At 42.1% G+C, this 20,494-nt stretch carries 14 protein-coding genes, 3 tRNA genes and 1 pseudogene; 3 read left to right on the top strand and 15 right to left on the bottom strand.

The genetic code is table 11. From position 1 onward, the window contains the following. Positions 1–25 precede the first annotated feature (25 nt). The 9 genes and pseudogenes from BMZ78_RS03395 to BMZ78_RS03440 all read right to left on the bottom strand — a co-directional run. Positions 26–538: pseudogene (locus BMZ78_RS03395) on the bottom strand (amidase domain-containing protein); the annotation flags it as partial. A gap of 63 nt (positions 539–601) precedes the next feature. Next, the gene (locus BMZ78_RS03400) at positions 602–1,132 is read right to left on the bottom strand and encodes a methylated-DNA--[protein]-cysteine S-methyltransferase (protein WP_093228011.1); all 531 of its coding nucleotides are present in this window, start codon (positions 1,130–1,132) and stop codon (positions 602–604) included. 255 nt (positions 1,133–1,387) lie between these two features. Then, positions 1,388–2,524 (bottom strand): tRNA epoxyqueuosine(34) reductase QueG, encoded by a 1,137-nt coding sequence (gene queG / locus BMZ78_RS03405; RefSeq protein ID WP_093228012.1) that lies wholly within the window; start codon positions 2,522–2,524, stop codon positions 1,388–1,390. 68 nt (positions 2,525–2,592) lie between these two features. Then, complete coding sequence (locus tag BMZ78_RS03410) at positions 2,593–5,622, bottom strand: efflux RND transporter permease subunit (protein WP_175482262.1); 3,030 nt, start codon at positions 5,620–5,622, stop codon at positions 2,593–2,595. A 137-nt stretch (positions 5,623–5,759) separates the two neighbouring features. Further along, positions 5,760–6,173 (bottom strand): ribonuclease HI, encoded by a 414-nt coding sequence (gene rnhA / locus BMZ78_RS03415; RefSeq protein ID WP_093228014.1) that lies wholly within the window; start codon positions 6,171–6,173, stop codon positions 5,760–5,762. Between the two features lie 11 nt (positions 6,174–6,184). Next, the gene (locus BMZ78_RS03420) at positions 6,185–7,885 is read right to left on the bottom strand and encodes an ABC-ATPase domain-containing protein (RefSeq protein WP_175482263.1); all 1,701 of its coding nucleotides are present in this window, start codon (positions 7,883–7,885) and stop codon (positions 6,185–6,187) included. Positions 7,886–8,661: 776 nt separating this feature from the next. Beyond that, positions 8,662–8,738, bottom strand: a tRNA-Pro gene (locus BMZ78_RS03430). Between the two features lie 33 nt (positions 8,739–8,771). Beyond that, positions 8,772–8,848 (bottom strand) — tRNA-Pro (locus tag BMZ78_RS03435). Between the two features lie 230 nt (positions 8,849–9,078). Further along, positions 9,079–9,444 (bottom strand): SPOR domain-containing protein, encoded by a 366-nt coding sequence (locus tag BMZ78_RS03440; protein WP_093228018.1) that lies wholly within the window; start codon positions 9,442–9,444, stop codon positions 9,079–9,081. A 752-nt stretch (positions 9,445–10,196) separates the two neighbouring features. Here BMZ78_RS03440 and BMZ78_RS03445 point away from each other — a divergent pair. Continuing rightward, a complete protein-coding gene (locus BMZ78_RS03445; RefSeq protein ID WP_093228020.1) occupies positions 10,197–10,475 on the top strand; it encodes a YciI family protein in 279 nt (92 codons plus the stop codon). 19 nt (positions 10,476–10,494) lie between these two features. On the opposite strand, the gene BMZ78_RS03450 is transcribed toward BMZ78_RS03445, so the two are convergent. From BMZ78_RS03450 to BMZ78_RS03470, 3 genes are all read right to left on the bottom strand, one after another. Then, on the bottom strand, positions 10,495–10,695 hold the full coding sequence (locus BMZ78_RS03450) for a hypothetical protein (RefSeq protein WP_093228021.1): 201 nt from the start codon (positions 10,693–10,695) through the stop codon (positions 10,495–10,497). Between the two features lie 297 nt (positions 10,696–10,992). Beyond that, a complete protein-coding gene (locus tag BMZ78_RS03460) occupies positions 10,993–11,418 on the bottom strand; it encodes a hypothetical protein (RefSeq protein WP_093228024.1) in 426 nt (141 codons plus the stop codon). Positions 11,419–11,758: 340 nt separating this feature from the next. Then, a tRNA-Leu gene (locus BMZ78_RS03470) sits at positions 11,759–11,844 on the bottom strand. 372 nt (positions 11,845–12,216) lie between these two features. Between BMZ78_RS03470 and BMZ78_RS03475 the strand changes: the two genes are divergently transcribed. Next, positions 12,217–16,047: an AAA domain-containing protein gene (locus BMZ78_RS03475; RefSeq protein ID WP_093228027.1), complete on the top strand. Its 3,831-nt coding sequence runs from the start codon at positions 12,217–12,219 to the stop codon at positions 16,045–16,047. A 26-nt stretch (positions 16,048–16,073) separates the two neighbouring features. Here the strand turns inward: BMZ78_RS03475 and BMZ78_RS03480 are convergent, their stop codons facing one another. After that, positions 16,074–16,673 carry a hypothetical protein gene (locus BMZ78_RS03480; protein WP_093228028.1) on the bottom strand — a complete coding sequence of 200 codons (600 nt, stop codon included), beginning with the start codon at positions 16,671–16,673 and terminating at the stop codon, positions 16,074–16,076. Between the two features lie 194 nt (positions 16,674–16,867). Between BMZ78_RS03480 and BMZ78_RS03485 the strand changes: the two genes are divergently transcribed. Beyond that, positions 16,868–18,493, top strand: a complete 1,626-nt coding sequence (locus BMZ78_RS03485) for an esterase/lipase family protein (protein WP_093228030.1) — start codon at positions 16,868–16,870, stop codon at positions 18,491–18,493. 40 nt (positions 18,494–18,533) lie between these two features. On the opposite strand, the gene BMZ78_RS03490 is transcribed toward BMZ78_RS03485, so the two are convergent. After that, positions 18,534–18,926, bottom strand: a complete 393-nt coding sequence (locus BMZ78_RS03490) for a thioesterase family protein (RefSeq protein WP_093228031.1) — start codon at positions 18,924–18,926, stop codon at positions 18,534–18,536. A 12-nt stretch (positions 18,927–18,938) separates the two neighbouring features. Beyond that, on the bottom strand, positions 18,939–20,435 hold the full coding sequence (locus BMZ78_RS03495) for an aldehyde dehydrogenase family protein (RefSeq protein ID WP_093228033.1): 1,497 nt from the start codon (positions 20,433–20,435) through the stop codon (positions 18,939–18,941). Positions 20,436–20,494: the final 59 nt, after the last annotated feature.

The following is a 20,494-nucleotide window of genomic DNA, read 5'->3' on the forward strand; positions in this document are numbered from 1 at the left end:
TGAAATGAATTCCTTGTCTCAACTCTTAAGAAGTAATATGGAAAAATGCGTACTTGATCTTTGGAGTCCATGCACTCGAATCCCGATATTCCCAGTAACGCTGATAACTATTGACCGTATGGGCATTCACCAACGGATCGCCGTTATAATCAAAAGCAGTGACAATGGTATTGTGATTCCAGACACCATCTCCCTGCCAATCGTAGCAAATCACGTCTCCCAACTTCAGCTCTTTTGGGCTTTTGACCAATACCGCCTGTGGACCGGTTGAATGTTTCCCACGCAAGTACCAATACAAGCTGTTAGCCACAGCCCAGCTATAGCTCCAACGATGGCTTCTTCCTGAATGATACCACCAACCGACAGCAGGATTTCGGGATCGAGTCATTGGAATCCCACCAGCCCACAAGCACTGAGAAATAAAGCTGGTACAGTCATCTTGAAAACGTCGGAAGGTTGGATTGTGTTTGTTCCAATAATGGTTTGCATAATTCACAGCAGCCTGTCGATCATAAATGGCCATGAAACCATCTCCTGTGCTTTTCTAACAACATATGTTCACCTGACCAAAAAGGAAACAAAAAAAGGCTAAGCTCCAAGCCTAGCCCTGTTCTAGCCAACCTTCCAATGTCAGCAAATATTCTTTAATATACAAACCTCCACCATATCCCACCAAAGAACCATTAGAGCCAATAACCCGGTGACAAGGAATGATAATGGGAACGGGATTTTTATTATTGGCTCCACCTACAGCCCGAACCGCTTTCGGAATTCCAATCGCTTGCGCAACCTCTTTGTATGAGCGAACTTCTCCATAGGGAATGGCTTGCAATTGCTTCCATACCCGCTTCTGAAATGAGGTTCCATACAGATCCACTGGCAAATCAAAGTTTTTCCGGGTTTGATTAAAATATTCTTCCAGCTGTTCAACGTAAGGCAGCAATGCTTCATCATGTTTCTCCAATTGAAAAGCACGAAACGTTTTACTCAACCACACTTTCAAACCAATCAGCGATTCTCCAGGTTTGTCAAACAAGATATGACAAAGCCCTTTTTGCGTAGCCGCCAAGGTTAATAAACCGATTGGACTATCAATCTGGCTCCAAACTACTTTTTGTATACTCGGAGGCATGAATCAAGCCCCTCCCTGATCACGATTCCTCTATATTTTACTATTTCTACGCTTATAATACGATATGGCACCTGGAATTTTCGAACACAAATAATTTTCAACTACGACAAGAATATGTGCAGATTCAGCTTGTTAACAAAGTTTTCGTTACATGCCTGTTTTCCTCTTCGGTTTCACTCCCACTCTATAAATACTCATGATACGAAAACAGATAAAAAACCGCCATCGTCAAAAATGACTAAGACGGTTTTTACTTTACTGCTTTTTCAATCGATCCAATGCTCTCATTATCTCCGTCTGAACTTCTGGATCTTTCTCCTTGATTTCTGCTTGTTTCAAGGCTTTTTCTGCTTCAATTCCACCAATCTTTCCTAAAGCCCACGCAGCGGTTCCACGAATGACCGGTCGAGGATCCTGTTCAAGCAAATGAGACAGATCAGCAATAGCCGATTCATCACGAAAATGCGCAAGGGCGATAATTGCATTGCGCTGGATGGGCTTTTTACCACGCCAAGAGCCAGCCATTTGGCCAAATGTCTCTTTAAACTCCCGGTTACTCATGGTAAGGATCGGCTTTAAGAGAGGTTTTACCTTTTCTGGATCAGGTTGAAATTCCTGATGATGGTCAAAGTGTATCCCTCTATTTTTGGGACAAACCGTTTGACAGGTATCACACCCATACAAACGATTCCCCATCTTATCACGGTACTTTTCTTCCAGAAATCCCTTTGTCTGTGTCAAATAAGCAATACAAGCCCGGGCATTTAGCTGCCCAGGTTGAACCAATGCCCCTGTCGGACATGCTTCTATACAAAGATTACAATCCCCACAGCCATCTTCAGCAGGTTGATCTGGTGGAAGATAGATATCCGTTATCATCTCTCCCAAATAAACCCACGAACCGAACTCTTCGGTAATAATGGATGTATTCTTTCCACTCCAACCAATGCCTGCACGTTCCGCTACCGCCCGATCAGACAGCGCACCTGTATCAACCATGGACATGGTTTTGGCTGTAGGCACTAGCTCCAACAGATAAGCTTCCAATTGATCCAATTTATTTCGCAACACCCGGTGATAATCTTCTCCCCAAGAAGCACGGCAGAATATGCCTCGATAAGCACCTGGCGCTGATTTTGGCGGATTTTTCAACTTGGAGGGATAAGCCAGTGCGATCGCGATGATGGTTTTGGCTTCAGGTAAATTCAGGTCAGGGCGAACCCGCTTTTCGATATCTGGTTCTTCAAAGCCGGAAGCATAACCTTTTTCCTGTTGTTCCCGCAAACGTTCGCGCAGTTCGACAAAAGGGTCTGCAGATGCAAAGCCGATTTTATCGATTCCGATTTGTTTCGCTTTGTCGATAAGTTTCTGCTTGAGTTCACCTGGCTTCATCGCGATCACCTCCTTCAACATTTAAGACTGTATTATAGCACAATATGTGGTTCGATTGTAAACAAAATTTACGGTTGGAGCGCTTTTTCAAGTTTGTTTGATCGTAGACGTAGCCGCTCTAATCCTAAATATACAAGTGGAACGATCACGAGTGTAAGTAAGGTGGAAGAAATGAGCCCAAAAATGACCACAATAGCCATCGAACGTGAAATCAAGCCACTTTCCGTTGAAAAAGCAAGTGGTACTAATGCCCCTACTGTAGCAATCGCCGTCATCAAAACGGGACGTAGACGAGTCATTCCAGCTTCAATCAAAGATTGCTTCACTTCCATTCCTTCCGCCCGGTTTTGTTTAACTCGGTCAAGTAACACGATCGCATTGGTAACCACAATTCCAATCAACATCAAGAATCCAACTAACGCCGGGATTCCTAGAGCTTCTCCGGTTATATACAAACCGAGAAATCCTCCTACAACGATAAAGGGCAAGGAAAAGAGAATCGCCAATGGCGCCTGGGCTTCACGAAAGGAAAAAAACATCACGAGGTAAACAAAGACAATGGAAGCTCCCATGGCGATCAACATATGGCTAAACCCTTCATCAATTTTTTTCGCTTCGCCATCAAAATAATAAGTGATATCTTCTGGTAAACGAAGTTGTGCCAGCCGTTCTTCTACTTCTTTTTGTACTGCCATCGTATTATCTGTTGTAAATCGTCCGGTAATCGATAAATATTTTTTTTGATTTAAACGGTAAATCGCAGCAGGCGCCGATTTTTCCTTAATCGTCGCAACCTTGAATAAGGGAACAGGATGTCCGTAAATATTGGGAATGGTTTGTTGTTTAAGTGCAGCCACACTTTTTAGGGATTGCAATTTCATACCAATCCTGACTTCATTTCGCCCTACTTTCGTCATTGTCTGTCCATATAAAGAGCCTTGCAAGAGTGGTTCTCCTTCCAACATTCTTCTTACGGCTACGACAACCATCTCTGCCGATAATCCACGCTTATTCGCTTCTTTTACATTTACGTCGATCTCCAGTTGAGGCTTTACTTCAGCCCAATTGGTCTGTATATTGGTCAAACCGGCAATCCGGTTCATTTCTCTGACCATCCGTTCACCAGCCTGTTGCAAACTTTCATCATTGGAACCATTCACAATCACAAACAACTCACCACCACTTGTAGCCATGCTTAACGGACTGACAGCGGTTCGAAAACCAGGCCCCAATTGGTCAGCGAAACGTTTCAGGTTAGCAGCAAAGCGCTCGGTTTCTCCTTTGCTTCTTTTGTCTTTTAGCTCGATCTGCATGCGGATCTCTTCATCACGCAAATAAGATTGAAAACGTTTGACATCGGGCTGTTGTAATAAATACTGATCCAGTCGATTCATTACCTTTTCCGCTTTTTCTTTCGTCATTCCACTTGGAAGGGTGATATGAAGTTGATAGGATCCCGTCTTTTCATTCGGAAGAAAATGAACAGGAATAAAAGGTATGAATAAGCAAGATCCCACTACCAATAAAATAGCAATCACCTTTAACTGCCACTGCCGCTGAAAAGACCAATTCAACCAGCGCCGATAGATGTCCTGTAGATCAATCGTTTTTCGTTTCGAACAAGCCGGAATATTTCGCAGGAAAACATAGGCGAAGAAAGGAATAAACGTAATGGCTACGACCAAGGAGAAAAACAAGGAAACAATGACAGCGACAGCAAAAGGCTCAAATAATCGCCCAATCACACCTGGCACAAACAGTAAGGCCACAAAAGCCACGATCGTAGTTAAAGTGGAAGAGGTAATGGCATGCCCCACTTCTTTCGTTGCCTGGAGAATAAAAGTAACATTTCGTTGCTGATTGGATGTCATTCTACGATAAATATTTTCAATGACCACGATCGAGTCATCTACAACTCGTCCCGTTGCGACCGCAATCCCTGCTATCGTCATCATATTTAAACTATAGTTCAACCATTTCAGGACGATCATTGTAGCTAAAATCGAAAGTGGCATCGATAATACAGCGACGATCGTCAAACGCCAATGACGCAAAAAAATAAATGTCACGAGTACAGTAAAAGCTGCACCTAATAATGCTTCCCGCCACATTTGATGGACAGATTTTTCAATCGCAACTGAACTATCATGGATCGTTAAAAACTTGTAACCGGTCGGAAGAGAAAACTGAGCCAATTTGTCTCTCACTTGTCGGATGATCTCCACCGCATTAGAACCAGGTTCAGCATAAATCTCACCGATTACTGCTGGATTTCCATTTACTCGTGCTCTTTCTGTATATGCCTCTTCATAATCGATCTCAGCAATTTCTTTTAGTCTAACTGCAGGACCTGCAGGGTTTTTCATGAGTCGAAAGTTTCTTAATTGATCCGCACTCTTCCATCGACTGTCTACGATTACATGAAAATTTTTTTCCTTACTTTCCATCTGTCCAGCAGGGATTTTTACCTGATTGGCCTGTAACAACTGTTTCGTTTCATCATATGATAAATTTTTCTGCTTCGCTTTTACCGGATCAATTCGTATCAATAAATTCTTTTCCGCCCCACCTTTCAATACAATCTGAGATATTCCCTGTATCGATGCAAAAAGAGGCTTCACCCGTTGCTCCATAATATAGCGCAAAGCTTCCTGATCGGCCTGATCAGATACCAAGCCAAATGAAAAAATTTCCCCTTGTGTTGGATCCATTCGCTGTACTTGCGGCTGTTTCGCTTCAACGGGTAAGGAAATCGAGCTCAGAACCTGTTTCACTTCTTTTTCTTTTTCATCCATCGCTTGGTTATCATAAAATTCGAGAATCGTTTCCACCTGATCATGTTTTGCTGTCAAGTAGATATTTTTTAATCCGGTCATACCCGCTAACGCTTGTTCGAGTGGTTTCCCGACACTTTCCAGTCCCTGTTCCGGGTTAACCCCGGGATATGGGACACTTACCAGCAAATAAGGCACATTGGCATAAGGAAACATTTCTACCTTCATGGTAGATACCGAAAATATCCCACCTGTAACAATCAAAATCATGCTACATAGGATCCACGCCCCATTTTTTAATGAAAAACGTGTCAATATGCTCATTGGATTGGTCTTCCCCTTCATCCAATCATATTATTTTTCATTCTAAATAGTATGTAATTATACAAATGAAAAGAACCAAATAAAAAATCGCTCGATCCCTTTATGGATTGAGCGATCAGCAAATACACTTTTTCTGACTATAACCTGGTAATCGCTGCTCTCGCCAGTTCGTCGCATCGATTGTTCAGTTCTACATCACTATGACCTTTGACCTTGATAAATTCGACATCATGTTGCCGTACCAATCTCAATAATTCACGCCATAGATCCTCATTTTTTTTGAAACCGGTTCGCTCCCACTTTTCATACCATTTTTGGTGAAAACAATTAACGATGTATGCACTATCTGAATACACTTTGACGCGACAGGGCTCTTTCAGTGCTTTTAGCGCTTCGATCACAGCAGTCAATTCCATGCGATTATTGGTTGTTTCCTTTTCTCCGCCCGAAATTTCCTTTTGATGCGCTCCATAAATCAAAATAGCTGCCCATCCACCAGGACCAGGATTCCCCGAGCAAGCCCCATCCGTGTAGATCATTACCTCTTTCATTTCCCCGCTCCTTATTTTACCAATAGTGAACGATAACGATTAATCGCTCCTGCCAATTCAAACTTTCTTGGCAAGGCCAGGTAACCTGGATGTTTCCCATAAAACGGTGAAATCACATCCAGTCCATGTTTTTCAATCTCCTGAAATACCTTATCGATCAACTGTTTCAGTGTTTGACGTCCATCCGCCCATTCTCCCACTTTATAAATCATCCATGCGATCGCCTGGGTTTGACTGGGATCAACCAGTTGTTCCAAGGCAGACAGATCGATTTGATTCACACCATAAATAATCGTATGTAATCCTTTCGCGTCCACTTTTTCTTTTTTACCCTTCGATGCGTCAAATCCTTTCGTCAATGGTATACGGTGTGTCACTTCTCCAAATCCTTCACCGCCTTCAAACTGGCGGTCTTCTTTATGCTTTTCTGCTACCTGCTTCGCTTTTTCTGTTACATTATAAGGGATATACTGATCCATCATAATTACATAATCAGCGACATCAAAATAATCTCCGGAACCCCCCAGTACCAAAATACTGGAAACTCCTTTCTCCTCATACAACTGTTTAATTTTATCAATCAGGGGAGTAATGGGCTCTTTTTCTTTTGTAACCAAACTCTGCATCCGAGCATCACGAATCATAAAATTAGTGGCACTTGTATCTTCGTCAATCAATAAACAAGTGCAATCCATCTCCAAACTCTCCATGATGGAGGCAGCCTGAGAAGTGCTTCCACTCGCATCTTCTGTCGAAAAACGACTGGTATCCTGGCCGAATGGCAGATGGTTAATAAAAGGGGAGATATTTACCTTTTCGATCCGTCTTCCATCTTCCGCTCTTACTTTGACCGCTCCCGGATCTGTTAACACATACTCTCTGCCATCTTGCTCGATATGATCATAAACCCCTCTTTCAATCGCATGTAATAACGTGCTTTTACCATGATAGCCTCCCCCCACAATCAACGTAATGCCCTCCGGAATCGCCATGCCTGTAATCGGTTCACCATGCGGAACCGGAATTGTCACCCGTAAGGAAGAAGGAGATTGAAAAGGAATGACTTTCCCTCGCTGTAAAGGTCGATCACTCACACCACTTTCACGGGGTAAAATCGAGCCATCTGCAATAAAAGCAACCCAACTCCGTTCACGCATAACCTGGCGAATCGCTTGTTGATTATCTACCAAACACATACGCTGTTCAATAGCCTGGATATCCTCGTCATTTAAAATGAAAGATTGCTCCACCAACGCGGATAACTCAACAATCAACATCTCTTTGGCCTGGCGTCCGAGCACGGTTCTGCCTTGCGCAGGCAATCCCACTACCAGACGGGCTTCTGCAAATTCCTTGTTAACGACAATGGCTGTTCGCTTCAAGATTTCTTGTCCCGGACGGTCAATCGCAATCAATCCGCTTTTTCCACTGCCCCTTTTCCTGGATAATCGCTCTATCTGTTTGACCCATTTCCGATTAAGGTAATCTTCCAGTGCCACCTGCCGATGTGGAATCGTAAACCATTCAGGTTTATACGCACATTTGGCCTGTGGTACCCGAACACGGAGACAAGATGGCGAAGCAAAAGGATCGCCTTGTACATAATCAATCATTAATGTAAAAAACGGAAACTGATAGGTTCCTTGAATTTCCTTATATGCTTTATATCCCTTGCGATCAATTCGATCCAAAATTTTTTCCAGCCGTTTCATCTTATCCTTTGCCACCTCTTTACAATGTTTCTTTACGCTTAAAGAAAGTCATATGCCGTTTGTTTGGATCTGGATGTTAAGGAATACAAATCTGATCCGATACAGAACATGATTCCACTACATAACAATACAATAGCCCCAGCAAAATTCAAAATGCCCGCTTTTCATCCATCTTCATGGAATAGAAAAACACCCGTAACCCGAATCGCTCCGAACCTACGAGTGCTTTCTATTTGCATTCTATACATGAACGGTTCAACGCCTTCAAACTTTCAATTTCCTTAGCCAACGACCAAGAAATGTGCCCCTCCCTCTTTTGTCGAAGTAGTTCAAAATATCCTCACCGTACTCTACGCCTCGCATATCTTCAACAGTTAGACCGTATGCAGACACAAACTCTTTGATTTCCCTTGGACTCCGCACCTTTCTCACATGATTTGTTTTCAGGTGTAAAATATACAATGTCTTGTTAGCCTCATCGATCCAAAATTTTATTTGACCCATTAACGAACTACCTCCAAAAAATTTTCGGGACTGGGAGATTACATTCTTGCATCGACTGGCTCTAGATCTTGGCTGCTTTATGTACAAAATTTTTGTGTGATATCAAGTAAGCTATGTATGGCTTGTCCCATATTATATACAATTAACGAACCATTGGCAAATCTCGGAAATTTTCGCACCCCATACACCTGAAAATACACGATCCGACTGTTCTCTACCTGAACCCAGTTTATCAAATAAAAAAACCCAAGGGTAATCATCCTTGGGTTTCGTGGTCGGGATGACAGGATTCGAACCTGCGACCCCCTGGTCCCAAACCAGGTGCTCTACCAAGCTGAGCCACATCCCGGCATTTTCTTGATGATCATCCTTGGGTTTTCTGTGGTCGGGATGACAGGATTCGAACCTGCGACCCCCTGGTCCCAAACCAGGTGCTCTACCAAGCTGAGCCACATCCCGACGTTTTTCTTTATCATTTCCGGCGACAATGTATAATCTACCACGGTTCCTCTTACTAGTCAACACCCTATTTGATGTTTTTCTTTTCTGAACAAATACAAGAGATCATGATAGAATCGAAATGATGTCAAAGAGTATTTACAAAAAATGTCGGACTTGCTAGAGGCTCGTCCGACGTTTGCGCTCATCATCCCTGCTAGCCAGGGTTTTCTTAATTACATGATCCTGGCTTACTGCTTTTTAGGAGGGATATATCCTTGCTTTTTGACGACAAATACACCATCAAATCCTTTCTTTTTCAGTTTTTTCACATATTTATTCGTATTTTTCGGTGAGTAGAAAACCCCAACCTGTACACGGTAGAACTTTTTGCCGTTGACATATGCTACCTTCACAAATGCATCATATCCCTGTTTCTTCAATGCAGCTGCCCGATTATATGCATTTTGCTTATACAAGAAGGAACCGGCATATACATAGTGCAGTTTTGGTTTATAACCAGGAGTCGAACCGCCAGCAGCCGATGCATGCGGAACACCTACTGCCAACATCAAAGCAAACGCAACAAGGAATCCCCAAAGGCGTTTCAATTTCACCTTGCTCCCCCCTAACAATGATTGCTATCGATTTCATACATTTCGATTATAACATGAATAGATTGAAAAATGAATATTTTTATTTTATAGTTTTAGCTCCATCATTTTGAAATATTAAACATTGATTCTATTAAATAGAAAATAATCTATAGCGTTATTCTTGCTTATAAAGATATTGACACAGATCTAGAGAAACTTTGTTTTGATATAGCAACAGAGAAATGCCTACACTAACATGGAATTCGTTCACTGCTGGTTAACAAACGATCTTTGCTCATAGATGATATAATTACAGCAAAAATAAAAAAGGAGACTGAAACGATGGCCTATTATGCAGCAATTTTACAAAAATGCCGTCTTTCATCCCACGGTTTGAATCGTGGGATGAAAGACGGCGTTGCTCGGTAATCCCTTCATGGGATTGCTTAGAGCAACAATTTTCTATATAATCAAACACATGAGCGGTGCTCATCCTACTGGTAGTAGGTCGAATATTCCTGTGGACGTCATGGTATGGGGTTCTGGTAGCGAAAAGACTCCTACCAGGTAAAATCATGAGAGTAAATAAAAGGAACTAGCATACTGGTAACAGGTATGCCGCCCATGTGGGTACATGCGGCTTAGTGCCGTAGAACTGCATGGGACGGGGTGATGACACACCCCTGAACTTGGGCGTTGTCCAAAACGGAAACGGACTGCGGACGCTAACGACCCGAGAATCCCATGGCTTCAGCCGTGTGGAGTGTTCAAATATGCAGGATCCAGAAAAAAATCAAACCTTTCGTCCCCATCACCTTGCCTATCTCGACCAACTGCAACAGCAAGGAAAAATTTTCGCCAAAGGCCCCTTTGCAGATGGCTCTGGCGGTATGATCATCTCGTATGAAGAAGCCAGGCAACTGGCTGAAAATGATCCCTATGTTGTAGAAGGAGTTCGCCGCAGGAGTGGAAGATTTAAAAAAGCCAAGGGGGCGATCCTTGGCTTTTGTTTTTTTATAAGTATCAATTATTTCTATCTAATACAGAAATGATATTTACCCTTCTTCGCGATCATTCCTCGTCCTCTTGATTTAAATCACAATATTTTAACCCTCCGCCAAAAAGCAAACCTCTTTCCTCGACGAAATTAATAATTAAATCCATTAATTCATCTGCTACTTTATCATATTCCTCTCTGGTCATACTTTTATCATCATTTCTACAGATCGTTCCCATTATACTCAATCCGTAAAATGGCTTCTTATCATCCATTAATAACTGCCTCCAACTTTTTGACCTTAAATAAGATTTCTTCTAGATGCTGACCCCATTTAATCTGTAACAAAAGAAAAACCCCTTAATTGGGGCCAGGGTTAGATTTTAGAATTAAACTCTTCTTGTGTGATCCTCAGTTGTTTCTTTAATATTTGTCTCCACAAATTTTTTCTAATCTCTCCAGAGCCCATAGACACCTTCGTCATCAAAACTTCACCATTATCCAGCACTTTTTGAAAATAATAGTGATCCGTCACCTTGATTAGCTCCCAACCGTCTCGCTCACAATATCTTTTAAGTTCTTTCCCAGTCGGCATCAATCAGCTCAACAACTTCTTGAATATTATCTTTCATAAGAACATGCATGACGTAGGGAAAATGATCTCTACGGTTTGGAGCATTATGGTATAGTGCAAAATTGTCCATATAGGTTTTTGCATACTCAACAAGGTCTTTAGCAATCGTTTGTTTTAATTCTTCTAAACTAGGTTCAGACCAACAAATATCAATCTCTTTTAATCCACCGCTATAATAGCCGTCTTCTTCAATTTCATATTCGAGCGTGAAGCGATATTGGCTCAAAATCTCCTCCATATGGGTTTTCGATAAAAACAATGCAGTATCACGATTTCTTCGTACTGCTTGCGGTTTATCATGAACAACCTGATCAAAAAAGCTCGACCAGTTTTTTCTCACCTCTGTCGCTTGTGCAACCTGCATGTACACTCCTCCCACCTCCTATTGTACATTATGCACATTCCGTACACAATATACTCAGGCAGGAATATTCAAAAAACACCTCTTATTCAGGGTTTTCTTGACCGCCGATTGATTTTGGGATTTTTGATTCTCCCTGACAAAAAGCCCCAAAGCCATATCAAAGTCCTCTATTTTCTCCTTATCTTCCTCCAAAAAAACGTTTTCAAAAACCAGCTTATATACTTCTATCGTGCCAACCAAATCAACACCTGCTTCGTATAATTGGTTCGCACGGCCTTTGGAGCCTAAAAATACAAAAACACTGGGTTCATTATTAAAAACCCAGTGTTTCCATTTCGTTTGGTGCCGAAGGTGGGAGTCGAACCCACACTCCACAAGGGAACACGATTTTGAGTCGTGCGCGTCTGCCAATTCCGCCACTTCGGCATGTTTGCTTGAATTCTTTTTTGTTTTCAGCACCTCGCGCTGACAATGTATACTTTACCATGGTCTGATATGGTTGTCAACACCTTTAATAAAAAAATTTTTTTGCTCAGTAAAAATAATTTTTCCACGCTTGAATCCAAGCTTATTGCCGCTGATGTCATTCGTATGCTTGCTTACCGTTTTACCAAAACAAGAAATATTATTTCAGTTTGTTGACAAAGTATTCGAGCGGCCTCAAATATAGAAGTTAGCAAAGATTGGATTCCGGGTATTTTCTGATATATGAGAAAATTAAAGGGATAGCACGCGAAGGTTTAAAATTTGTACCAGACGTGAAAAACATGATAGACCACTAAAAAGGTGGAGGTTACTATGGAGCAAAAGTTAGTCCGCCTCAAAGATCGTTTAAGTGATATTAGCCACCATAATCGTTCCATTCGACTGATTAAACTGTTTAACAAATGGGCTTTTGACCTGACTGAGCTGGCTGTGGTACAAGGTGAAGGGATTATCCCCTATATTTTGGACGAAATAAAAAAGCGGAATGCGCTCATTCCCATACTTACCCAATTTCATTCGGATCTGCAAGTTGAGGAGCTGGATAAAAAGCTTCTCTCCATTTATCGCAATATCAAACAAATCGAGGAAGAAACAGGCAGATATGATCTTTCCATTGGCTATCCTTTCTTAAGTGGAACGCTGGAGGATGGTACATTTATTCAAGCGCCTCTCCTTCTTTATCCGGTTCGCCTGATTCGCTGTGAAACCCATCCTTATCACTGGAAATTGTGCCGCCTCGATACAGAACCACAGTTGAATCGAGCCTTGTTTCTCGCTCTGAAACAGCGGCATCAATGTAGTATCGATGAAATGGTTTTTGAAGATGTGGATCGCTTAACCCGCCTGGAAGGACAATCCATCGCCAAATGGGCTGAATGGTTAAAACAATACCATGTAGATGTCAGTTACAGGGATGAATCCGTCCAATCTTTTACCAGTTATACCCAAACCACTCTACCCAAACATGCCCCCCTTGAGATTAAACCTTATTTGATTTTGGCCAGCTTTCCACAAGGAAATACAGCGATTTTACATGATTACCAAAGGCTCATCCAATCAGTCGAAAGTCAGACACATCCTTTGGTTTCTGCTTTATTAACGAACAAACCGGTTACAAAAAAATCCTTCAATGATGAAATGGCAGACATGGAGCCATTTTATCTGTTGCCAACGGATCACTCTCAGGAAGAGATTTTACAACAAGCACGAACAGAATCCGCACTCGTTGTTAGCGGTCCTCCAGGTACTGGCAAATCGCAACTGATCGTCAATTTGATTACGGATGCACTCGCCCAGAATAAAAAAGTCTTGATGGTTAGCAATAAACGGGCGGCATTGGATGTAGTATATGAACGGTTAGAAAAATTAGGCCTTTCTCCTTATATCGCCCTGATCCATGATGAAAAAACGGATCGCCGGCATGTATACGATAAAATTCATCAATTAACAACCAAATTCCATTCCAATATACCTAATCATGATCCTTTCTTGCGCAAAATCACGCAAAAAATCGAAGAGCATGAGCAAAAATTAAATGAAATATATAAAGCTTTGCATGAAATACAAGTATTTGGCCTTAGTGCCTATCAGTTGTACAGCCGCGCCAAAAAGGTGAATCAAACGATTCCCGTTGCCGATATCGCTTATTCGATTCATGTGAGTCAATTCAATAAGATCACCCAAACCATTTCACGTTATGCCAACTTCTATGAGAAGTTTAGTAAAGATACCTATATTCTGAAAGAGCGCCGACCTTTTTCCGACATAAGTAATGAAGAGATCCAAAAGTTAGAAGAACATTTAGATATGATGATTTCCAAAGCGAAACATATATTGAATAGAATGGAAGAAATGAACCTTCCCCAATTCACGCCCAAATATCTATGGTCGATTGCCAAACAGTTACAACAGCTTCCAATCAAATTGAAACCCCAGGATCTGAATCTGTGGGAAAAAACAAAGTTAGTATGGTGGACGAACTTCCAAGGAAAAAAAATTATCCATGAACTGGCTCAAAATCAGGAACAACAGACTTGGGAACAGATAAGTCGACGTTTATTATCCATGAACAAAATAGCCCAAATAAGCAAAGAATTACACAAGGATTTACAGAAGTTGGATCAAATCTTGCCGCCAGAAAGAATTCGTGAATTGCAGGAACAGCTGGCAGAAGGTTTGATCCCTCATGATTCACTGAAAAAAATCAGAAAAGCTCTTGCTGATGACTTCCACCAATTAAAAGAAATGGATCGAATTTATGAAACGACCACTCCGATTATAAAAACCTTTATTGAACGTCTGAAAGAAATGGAGCCGACCCAAGAGTTTCCATTATCCAAAGTTTGGACAGAGCGAGTCTATCAATCACTTTATCACCATTGGATCGAGGAAATAGAGAAAAAATATCCGATTCTCTCCTTGATCTCAACCGGAGAAATCGAACAGATACGGGAAAGTTACCGTCAGTTGCTGGCTGAAAAAAGAAAACTGGCTCGGCAAGTATTGCTATCGGATCTGCAATATGGAACCAATCAGTTACTGAATCGCTATCCACGCGAATTTGAAGAATTACGGCGGGAAACAAAAAAGCGTAAAAAAGTTTGGCCCATTAGAAAGTTGATTCATCGGTTCTTTTACAGGGGATTGCTTGAAATTTTACCTGTATGGCTTGTTTCACCCGAAATCGCTTCATCCATTTTCCCATTACAAAAAGAATGTTTTGACCTGCTGATTATCGATGAAGCGACGCAATGTCCAATCGAACAATGCATACCGGTCATCTTTCGAAGCAAACAAATGATTGTCATTGGTGACGAAAAGCAAGTACTCCCTTCGCATGCATCCATGACATTGGATGACTCACCAGATACAAGGTTGGATCAATCGGATCATCTGTTTTTGCGGTCCAGTGAAGTATTCAATAAACAGCGTCTTCGCTATCACTATCGATCAGATGCTGAGGAATTGATCCATTTTTCAAATCACGGATTTTATCAGGGGCAGATGCTTGTCGCTCCAAATGTATACAAATCTTCATCCCAACCAGCTATTTATTGGAAAAAAACAGATCATGACCTGGATGAAGCGAGAACGGCTGTTTCTTTGCTTGACCAACTGTTACAGGAACATCCAGACAAAACGATCGGGATTATTACTTTTCATGCTGAACAAAAAGAAATGATAATGGAAATAATCGAAGAAACTCTCAAGTCTGATCCATTTTTCCATAAGCGTTATATGCAAGCCATGGAGCGAAGTCCGGATCAACGCCTCTTTATCAAGAGAATCGAGGAAGCTCAAGGAGATGTCCGTGATTTTATCATTCTCTCACTGGGCTATGCCAAAAACGAACAAGGGAAAGTTCCCTTCTTTTTTGACGTATTGGGATTGGAGAAAGGTGAAAACTATCTGAATATCGCCATCACCCGATCACGCAAACGCCTTTTTGTTCTCTCCAGTATCGATCCAGAAGTTATTGAACTGCTATCCAACGATTTTCCAGGCCCCGAGTATTTCAAACATTTTTTGGAATATGCTCAGGCTGTACATGAACAAGACCATGAACAGATTCATCATGTGCTTTGGAAAATCAATGGAGGACCCCAGATACAGAAGCATGTGGACACCCCTTTTGAAAATCAGGTTCTGAAAGCATTGCTACAAAGGGGTTATTCTGTTGATGCAAAAGTAGGCTTTTCTCATTATCAAATCGATTTAGCTATTATTCATCCACAAGATCCTACTCGCTATATTCTGGGCATCGAATGCGATGGTGCCATGTATCGCAGCGCAGCAGATGTCAAAGAAAGAGAAGTACATCGACACGAAATTTTGAAACAAAAAGGCTGGACGATCAAACGAATCTGGAGCCGCAATTGGTGGCAAGACCCAGGGTCGGTCTTGCAAGAAATAGAGGAAACAATCCAAGACTTAATGAATCAAGGTCAGCCCATCCAGAAAATCATGCAGAAAGAAAACCAAGATGAACCGAAAGTGGCTTCAGCCATCGTGCAAACACAAACGATACCAGAAGAACAGATGATACAGGATCAAGAGAATGATTTATCCTTTCCCCTTCGTGAAGCGTCAGAGGACGATCCAATCATCCAACATATCCTTGCTTTTTACCATCATCGAAGATAAAAGCCGCTGATCAGGAAGCGGCTTTTTTATTTCCATCCACTCAATATCCCATCTGCTGTACATGTTGTTGAGGAAATACAGGTCAAGTACAGCCGATATTCCCCAGGCGGTACAGAACGTCGTTCGTTCACTTTGGCTCCCAAACTGCTCAGGATGCCACTTGAAACATAACCATTATTTCGCCCCTCCAGTTTCCACTCTACAGCGCCATTGCCTTTATTTTTAGCATAGATTCCTGCCTTACCATTTTCGATAACACGAATAATACGAGTACTGACGACTTTTTGACCAGATTTTAAGAGAATGGAAGATTTGTCTTCCATGATATCCAAATATTTTCGTTGGCTCGATGATGGGTTGGAAGAAGTTTTTTCTTCGTTTTTTTCGGTTTTCTTTTTATCTTCATCGGTTTTATCTTCTTTTGCCTCTTGCTCGCCTGAGCTTTCATTGTGATTCTCCTGTTTATCTTTTGGATCCGTTTGTGCATTCTTTTTTTGATCCACTACTATTTCAATCTCATTTTTGCTTTCGTTGATACTGGGACTGGTATTGGTTTTTCCATTTGAGCAAGCTGTTCCTAAAATTAGAATAAAAAGGATATACAGGGCAAACCGAATCTTCTTCAATGCTCATACCTCCAATTGCAAGAATATACAAGAATATAAAGGTTTACCTTACAAGACATGCAATTGCAGAAAGCGAAGACACATGAAATCCGGCTATTCAAAAATAATAAAAATTATTTACATTTTAATAATAAACGATTAAAATATAAAATGATTAAGAATATATCTATATTTCGTTGCATGGAGGAGATGCGATGCGTCATTTACGTTTATTCTTGTCCATCTTGGGGATGATCTCTTTATTGTTTGTGAGTATGCCCGGCGTCTTTGCTGAACAGGGAGCTGCATCCACCCCGGTCATAAAAGCTTCCATACCGCTTCCTCAACCAATGAATAACCAAGACGATCCCAAAAGACCGGGCACGTGGTTTTTAGGAGCCACTCCTCCCAATGCGGATCCCCAGAAACCGCCTATCGTTTTTGTCCAGGGGCTTCATGGTGAAGCTCAATCCTATTGGTGGGGCGAAACCGAATACCACGGTCCCAATGATATGTATGCTCTCGCTTATCAAAATGGGTATCGAACCGCCTTTGTCCAGCTATACGATGCCAGCGGACCAGCAAGAAATCCCTGGAATAATGGTCAACTCCTGGCTCAGACATTGCAAAAGATCTATAACCATTTTGGCCAAAAAGTAAATATAGTAGCCCACAGCAAAGGTGGAATTGATACACAAGCGGCCTTAGTTCATTATGGAGCATATCCCTATGTAAGTAAAGTCTTTACTTTGGCTTCTCCACATCATGGTTCCCATTTGGCAGACCTGGCATATAGCTGGTACGCAGGTTGGTTGGCAGATCTACTCGGGCGACAAGATGAGGGAACGGAATCGTTGCAGACAGGAAATATGGCTCAGTTCCGGGAACAAACCGATTCACATGCCAATGTCAGCAAAAACATCTATTATACTTCGGCAGGAACCAGTTGGGGACCAACTTTCAGCGCCTTGTGGTTTGGAGGTTCCTACCTTTCCCAATATGGAGATAACGATGGTTTGGTCAATGTGTGGAGTACCCAACTTCCTTATGCAACGCATCGGTTTACAGCTAACCTGGATCACGATCAAATGCGAAAGGGTTCAGACGTTTTTTCCAAAATTTCTGCAGATATCAGTCGGATGACAAGTGCAAATATTCCTTTAACCGAATCTTATTCTACACCCTCAAAAGACCAAATGAACAAAACAGCTGCTGAGGAAATTTTAGCAGGTGGCCCTTTATCAGAGAAAAAATGGGTAGAAGAAAATATTTCCATCGAAAATCCAGCTAAGGAAGCGATCATCAGCGTATGGACCAAATACAAAGATACCCAAATTCTCTTGATTTCCCCATCAGGAAAAACGTATTCCCGTTCGAGCAAAGAATATCGGCAACATCAGGAAAAAACATTCTTTAAAGGAGCCTATCAACAGCTATTTGTCATCCCGAATCCTGAATCTGGTACGTGGAAAGTAAAAATCCAAAGCCAGAAAAAGGATGCCTATTTCTTGACTACTCATTTTACCGGAACTTCAACGATGTCTGTTCAATTTGACCCAACCGTTAAAACGAACCAATCCATCCCGCTGAAAATCGAACTGAAAAATCCAGAAAAATATGATCTGTCTACCATTGAACTACAAATGCGAATCGTCTCCACAGACAAAAAACGATCAACCCTTGTCCCATCAAGATTTAACGGAAAAGGAACCCTGACTCCACAACTAAAGGCACCTGCTCAATCTGGTACGATGAACGTTACGATTGAAGTGCGCGGAAAGACAAAAGAAGGTAAGCCTTTCGAAAGAAATGAAACCGTTTCCATTCATGTTGCCAAATAAATAAACGAGCCGTTCCTACGAAATGGAACGGCTCGTTTATTTATTTCATTTTCTCAATATTTTCATGAATTTTCTTTTTGGACAAAATGGCTTGGACAAATTTTCCTTCTCCAACTATGGCTCGATCATGTTCAGCCATCACTGTACATACAACATTATATGGCGTCACTTTTGTGACTGTGGCTACAAACGTCACCTGCTTCCCTACAGGAGCAGGAGCACGATGTTTCACCTGTATCTCCACACCGACTCCTTCTTCTCCTTCTGCAAGAAACGGAAGAAGGACTTTTCTCCCAACCCATTCCATGTAATAGATCATATGGAAGGTCGATAGCGTTGGATGTACCATTTCTCCACCAAAAGAAGCGACCATTTCCTCGGTGACAGTCATCGTCATGGTCTCCTGGTATCCTGGAACCAAGCCTGGTTTCATCCAGACCCACTCCTATATACCGAACGGATTGAGAGGTTTGGGTCCCACATAGGAGAGAACACTCTTGGTTTCCATATACAGTTCAAGCGACTCGATCGCCAGCTCCCGACCAAATCCGGATTGCTTGTATCCACCAAAAGGCAAGCCTGGGAAAGTGGAAAATGGATTGTTTATCATCACCACACCTGCTTTTAATTGTCCAGCTACCCGATGAGCCCGGCTAAAATCTTTTGTCCATAGAGCAGCTGCCAGCCCGTAGATGCTGTCATTGGCTAACTGAATCACTTCTTTTTCATCTTTAAATTTTATCACCACAACAACGGGGCCAAAAATTTCTTCTTGCGCCACTCGCATATCATTGGTGACATCCACAAGGATCGTCGGCTCATACCAATGTCCTTTGGCAAAAGCCTCTCCTTCAGGTCTTTTGCCTCCATAAAGAACACGTGCTCCTTCTTCTTTCGCCAATTGCACATAGGAATGAACCGTATCCCACTGCCCTTGGGAAATCAGTGCACCTACCTGTGTACTTTCATCCAATGGATTTCCTAACTTCAGCTTTTTCGTCTTTTCTACAAATCTTTCCAAAAACGCATCATATACCGATTCATGAACAAAGAGGCGCGAACGCGCTTCACAGGACTGACCCGTATTGTAGAAGATTCCAAAGACAGAACCATTGGCTGCTGCTTCCAGATCAGCATCCTCAAAAACAATATTGGGGGATTTGCCACCCAGCTCCAATGTCACGCGTTTGAGTGTTTCTGACGCCCGAGCCATAATATCTTTTCCAGTCGTTGTTTCACCCGTAAATGCCACTTTATCTACCCCAGGGTGTTCAGTCAAGTAAGCTCCGACATCCGCTCCACTTCCTGTGATCACATTGATCACTCCGGCAGGAACACCTGCTTCATGACAAATATCTGCCAGCACCAATGCAGTAAGTGGTGTAAGAGAGGCCGGTTTTAAAATAATGGTGCAGCCAGCCGCCAATGCAGGGGCTACTTTCCAGGCAGCCATCATCAATGGATAGTTCCAGGGAACGATTTGTGCACAAACACCAATGGGTTCCTTAACGGTATAATGGAAAAATCCAGATGGAACTGGCTTGGTTGCCCCGGCAATGGTCGTGACAGCACCCGCATACAGCTCGAAGTCCTCAATGGCTTGCATCACTTGTCCTTTCGCCGCAGAGAGTGCTTTTCCACTGTTTAATACTTCCAGTTCCACCAGCTCATCAAATCGTTCTCGCATAATCAGAGCGATCCGATTTAATATTTGACCACGGCGAGAGGCCGGCCATCGGGCCCATTTACTGTTTTCAAGTGCATTCCGGGCAGCGGAAACAGCTCGATCTACATCTTCACGGGTCGCTTTGGCTACTCGAGCAATGGCTTCTTCGGTCGCCGGATTATAGGTATCAAAATATTCTCCCGATGAGCTTGGAACATGCTCGCCGTTGATTAAAAGTTCATACTGTTCCTTTAATAATGAACCCTTCTTTTCCATGCTTCACTCACCCTTTTTCCAGTGAATCCAGATTTAAAGGTATAAGGACTCACTTGCTT

The sequence above is a fragment of the Thermoflavimicrobium dichotomicum genome, from assembly GCF_900114055.1.
Taxonomy (GTDB): Bacteria; Bacillota; Bacilli; order Thermoactinomycetales; family Thermoactinomycetaceae; genus Thermoflavimicrobium; species Thermoflavimicrobium dichotomicum.

Coding starts and splice junctions, on each gene's coding strand:
- BMZ78_RS03450 (WP_093228021.1), bottom strand. CDS start 10,695: ATGGATGATAAGAAGCCATTTTACGGATTGAGTATAATGGGAACGATC.
- BMZ78_RS03400 (WP_093228011.1), bottom strand. CDS start 1,132: ATGCCTCCGAGTATACAAAAAGTAGTTTGGAGCCAGATTGATAGTCCA.
- BMZ78_RS03495 (WP_093228033.1), bottom strand. CDS start 20,435: ATGGAAAAGAAGGGTTCATTATTAAAGGAACAGTATGAACTTTTAATC.
- BMZ78_RS03420 (WP_175482263.1), bottom strand. CDS start 7,885: ATGAAACGGCTGGAAAAAATTTTGGATCGAATTGATCGCAAGGGATAT.
- BMZ78_RS03445 (WP_093228020.1), top strand. CDS start 10,197: ATGCAGGATCCAGAAAAAAATCAAACCTTTCGTCCCCATCACCTTGCC.
- rnhA (WP_093228014.1), bottom strand. CDS start 6,173: ATGAAAGAGGTAATGATCTACACGGATGGGGCTTGCTCGGGGAATCCT.
- BMZ78_RS03410 (WP_175482262.1), bottom strand. CDS start 5,622: ATGAGCATATTGACACGTTTTTCATTAAAAAATGGGGCGTGGATCCTA.
- queG (WP_093228012.1), bottom strand. CDS start 2,524: ATGAAGCCAGGTGAACTCAAGCAGAAACTTATCGACAAAGCGAAACAA.
- BMZ78_RS03475 (WP_093228027.1), top strand. CDS start 12,217: ATGGAGCAAAAGTTAGTCCGCCTCAAAGATCGTTTAAGTGATATTAGC.
- BMZ78_RS03485 (WP_093228030.1), top strand. CDS start 16,868: ATGCGTCATTTACGTTTATTCTTGTCCATCTTGGGGATGATCTCTTTA.
- BMZ78_RS03460 (WP_093228024.1), bottom strand. CDS start 11,418: ATGCAGGTTGCACAAGCGACAGAGGTGAGAAAAAACTGGTCGAGCTTT.
- BMZ78_RS03490 (WP_093228031.1), bottom strand. CDS start 18,926: ATGAAACCAGGCTTGGTTCCAGGATACCAGGAGACCATGACGATGACT.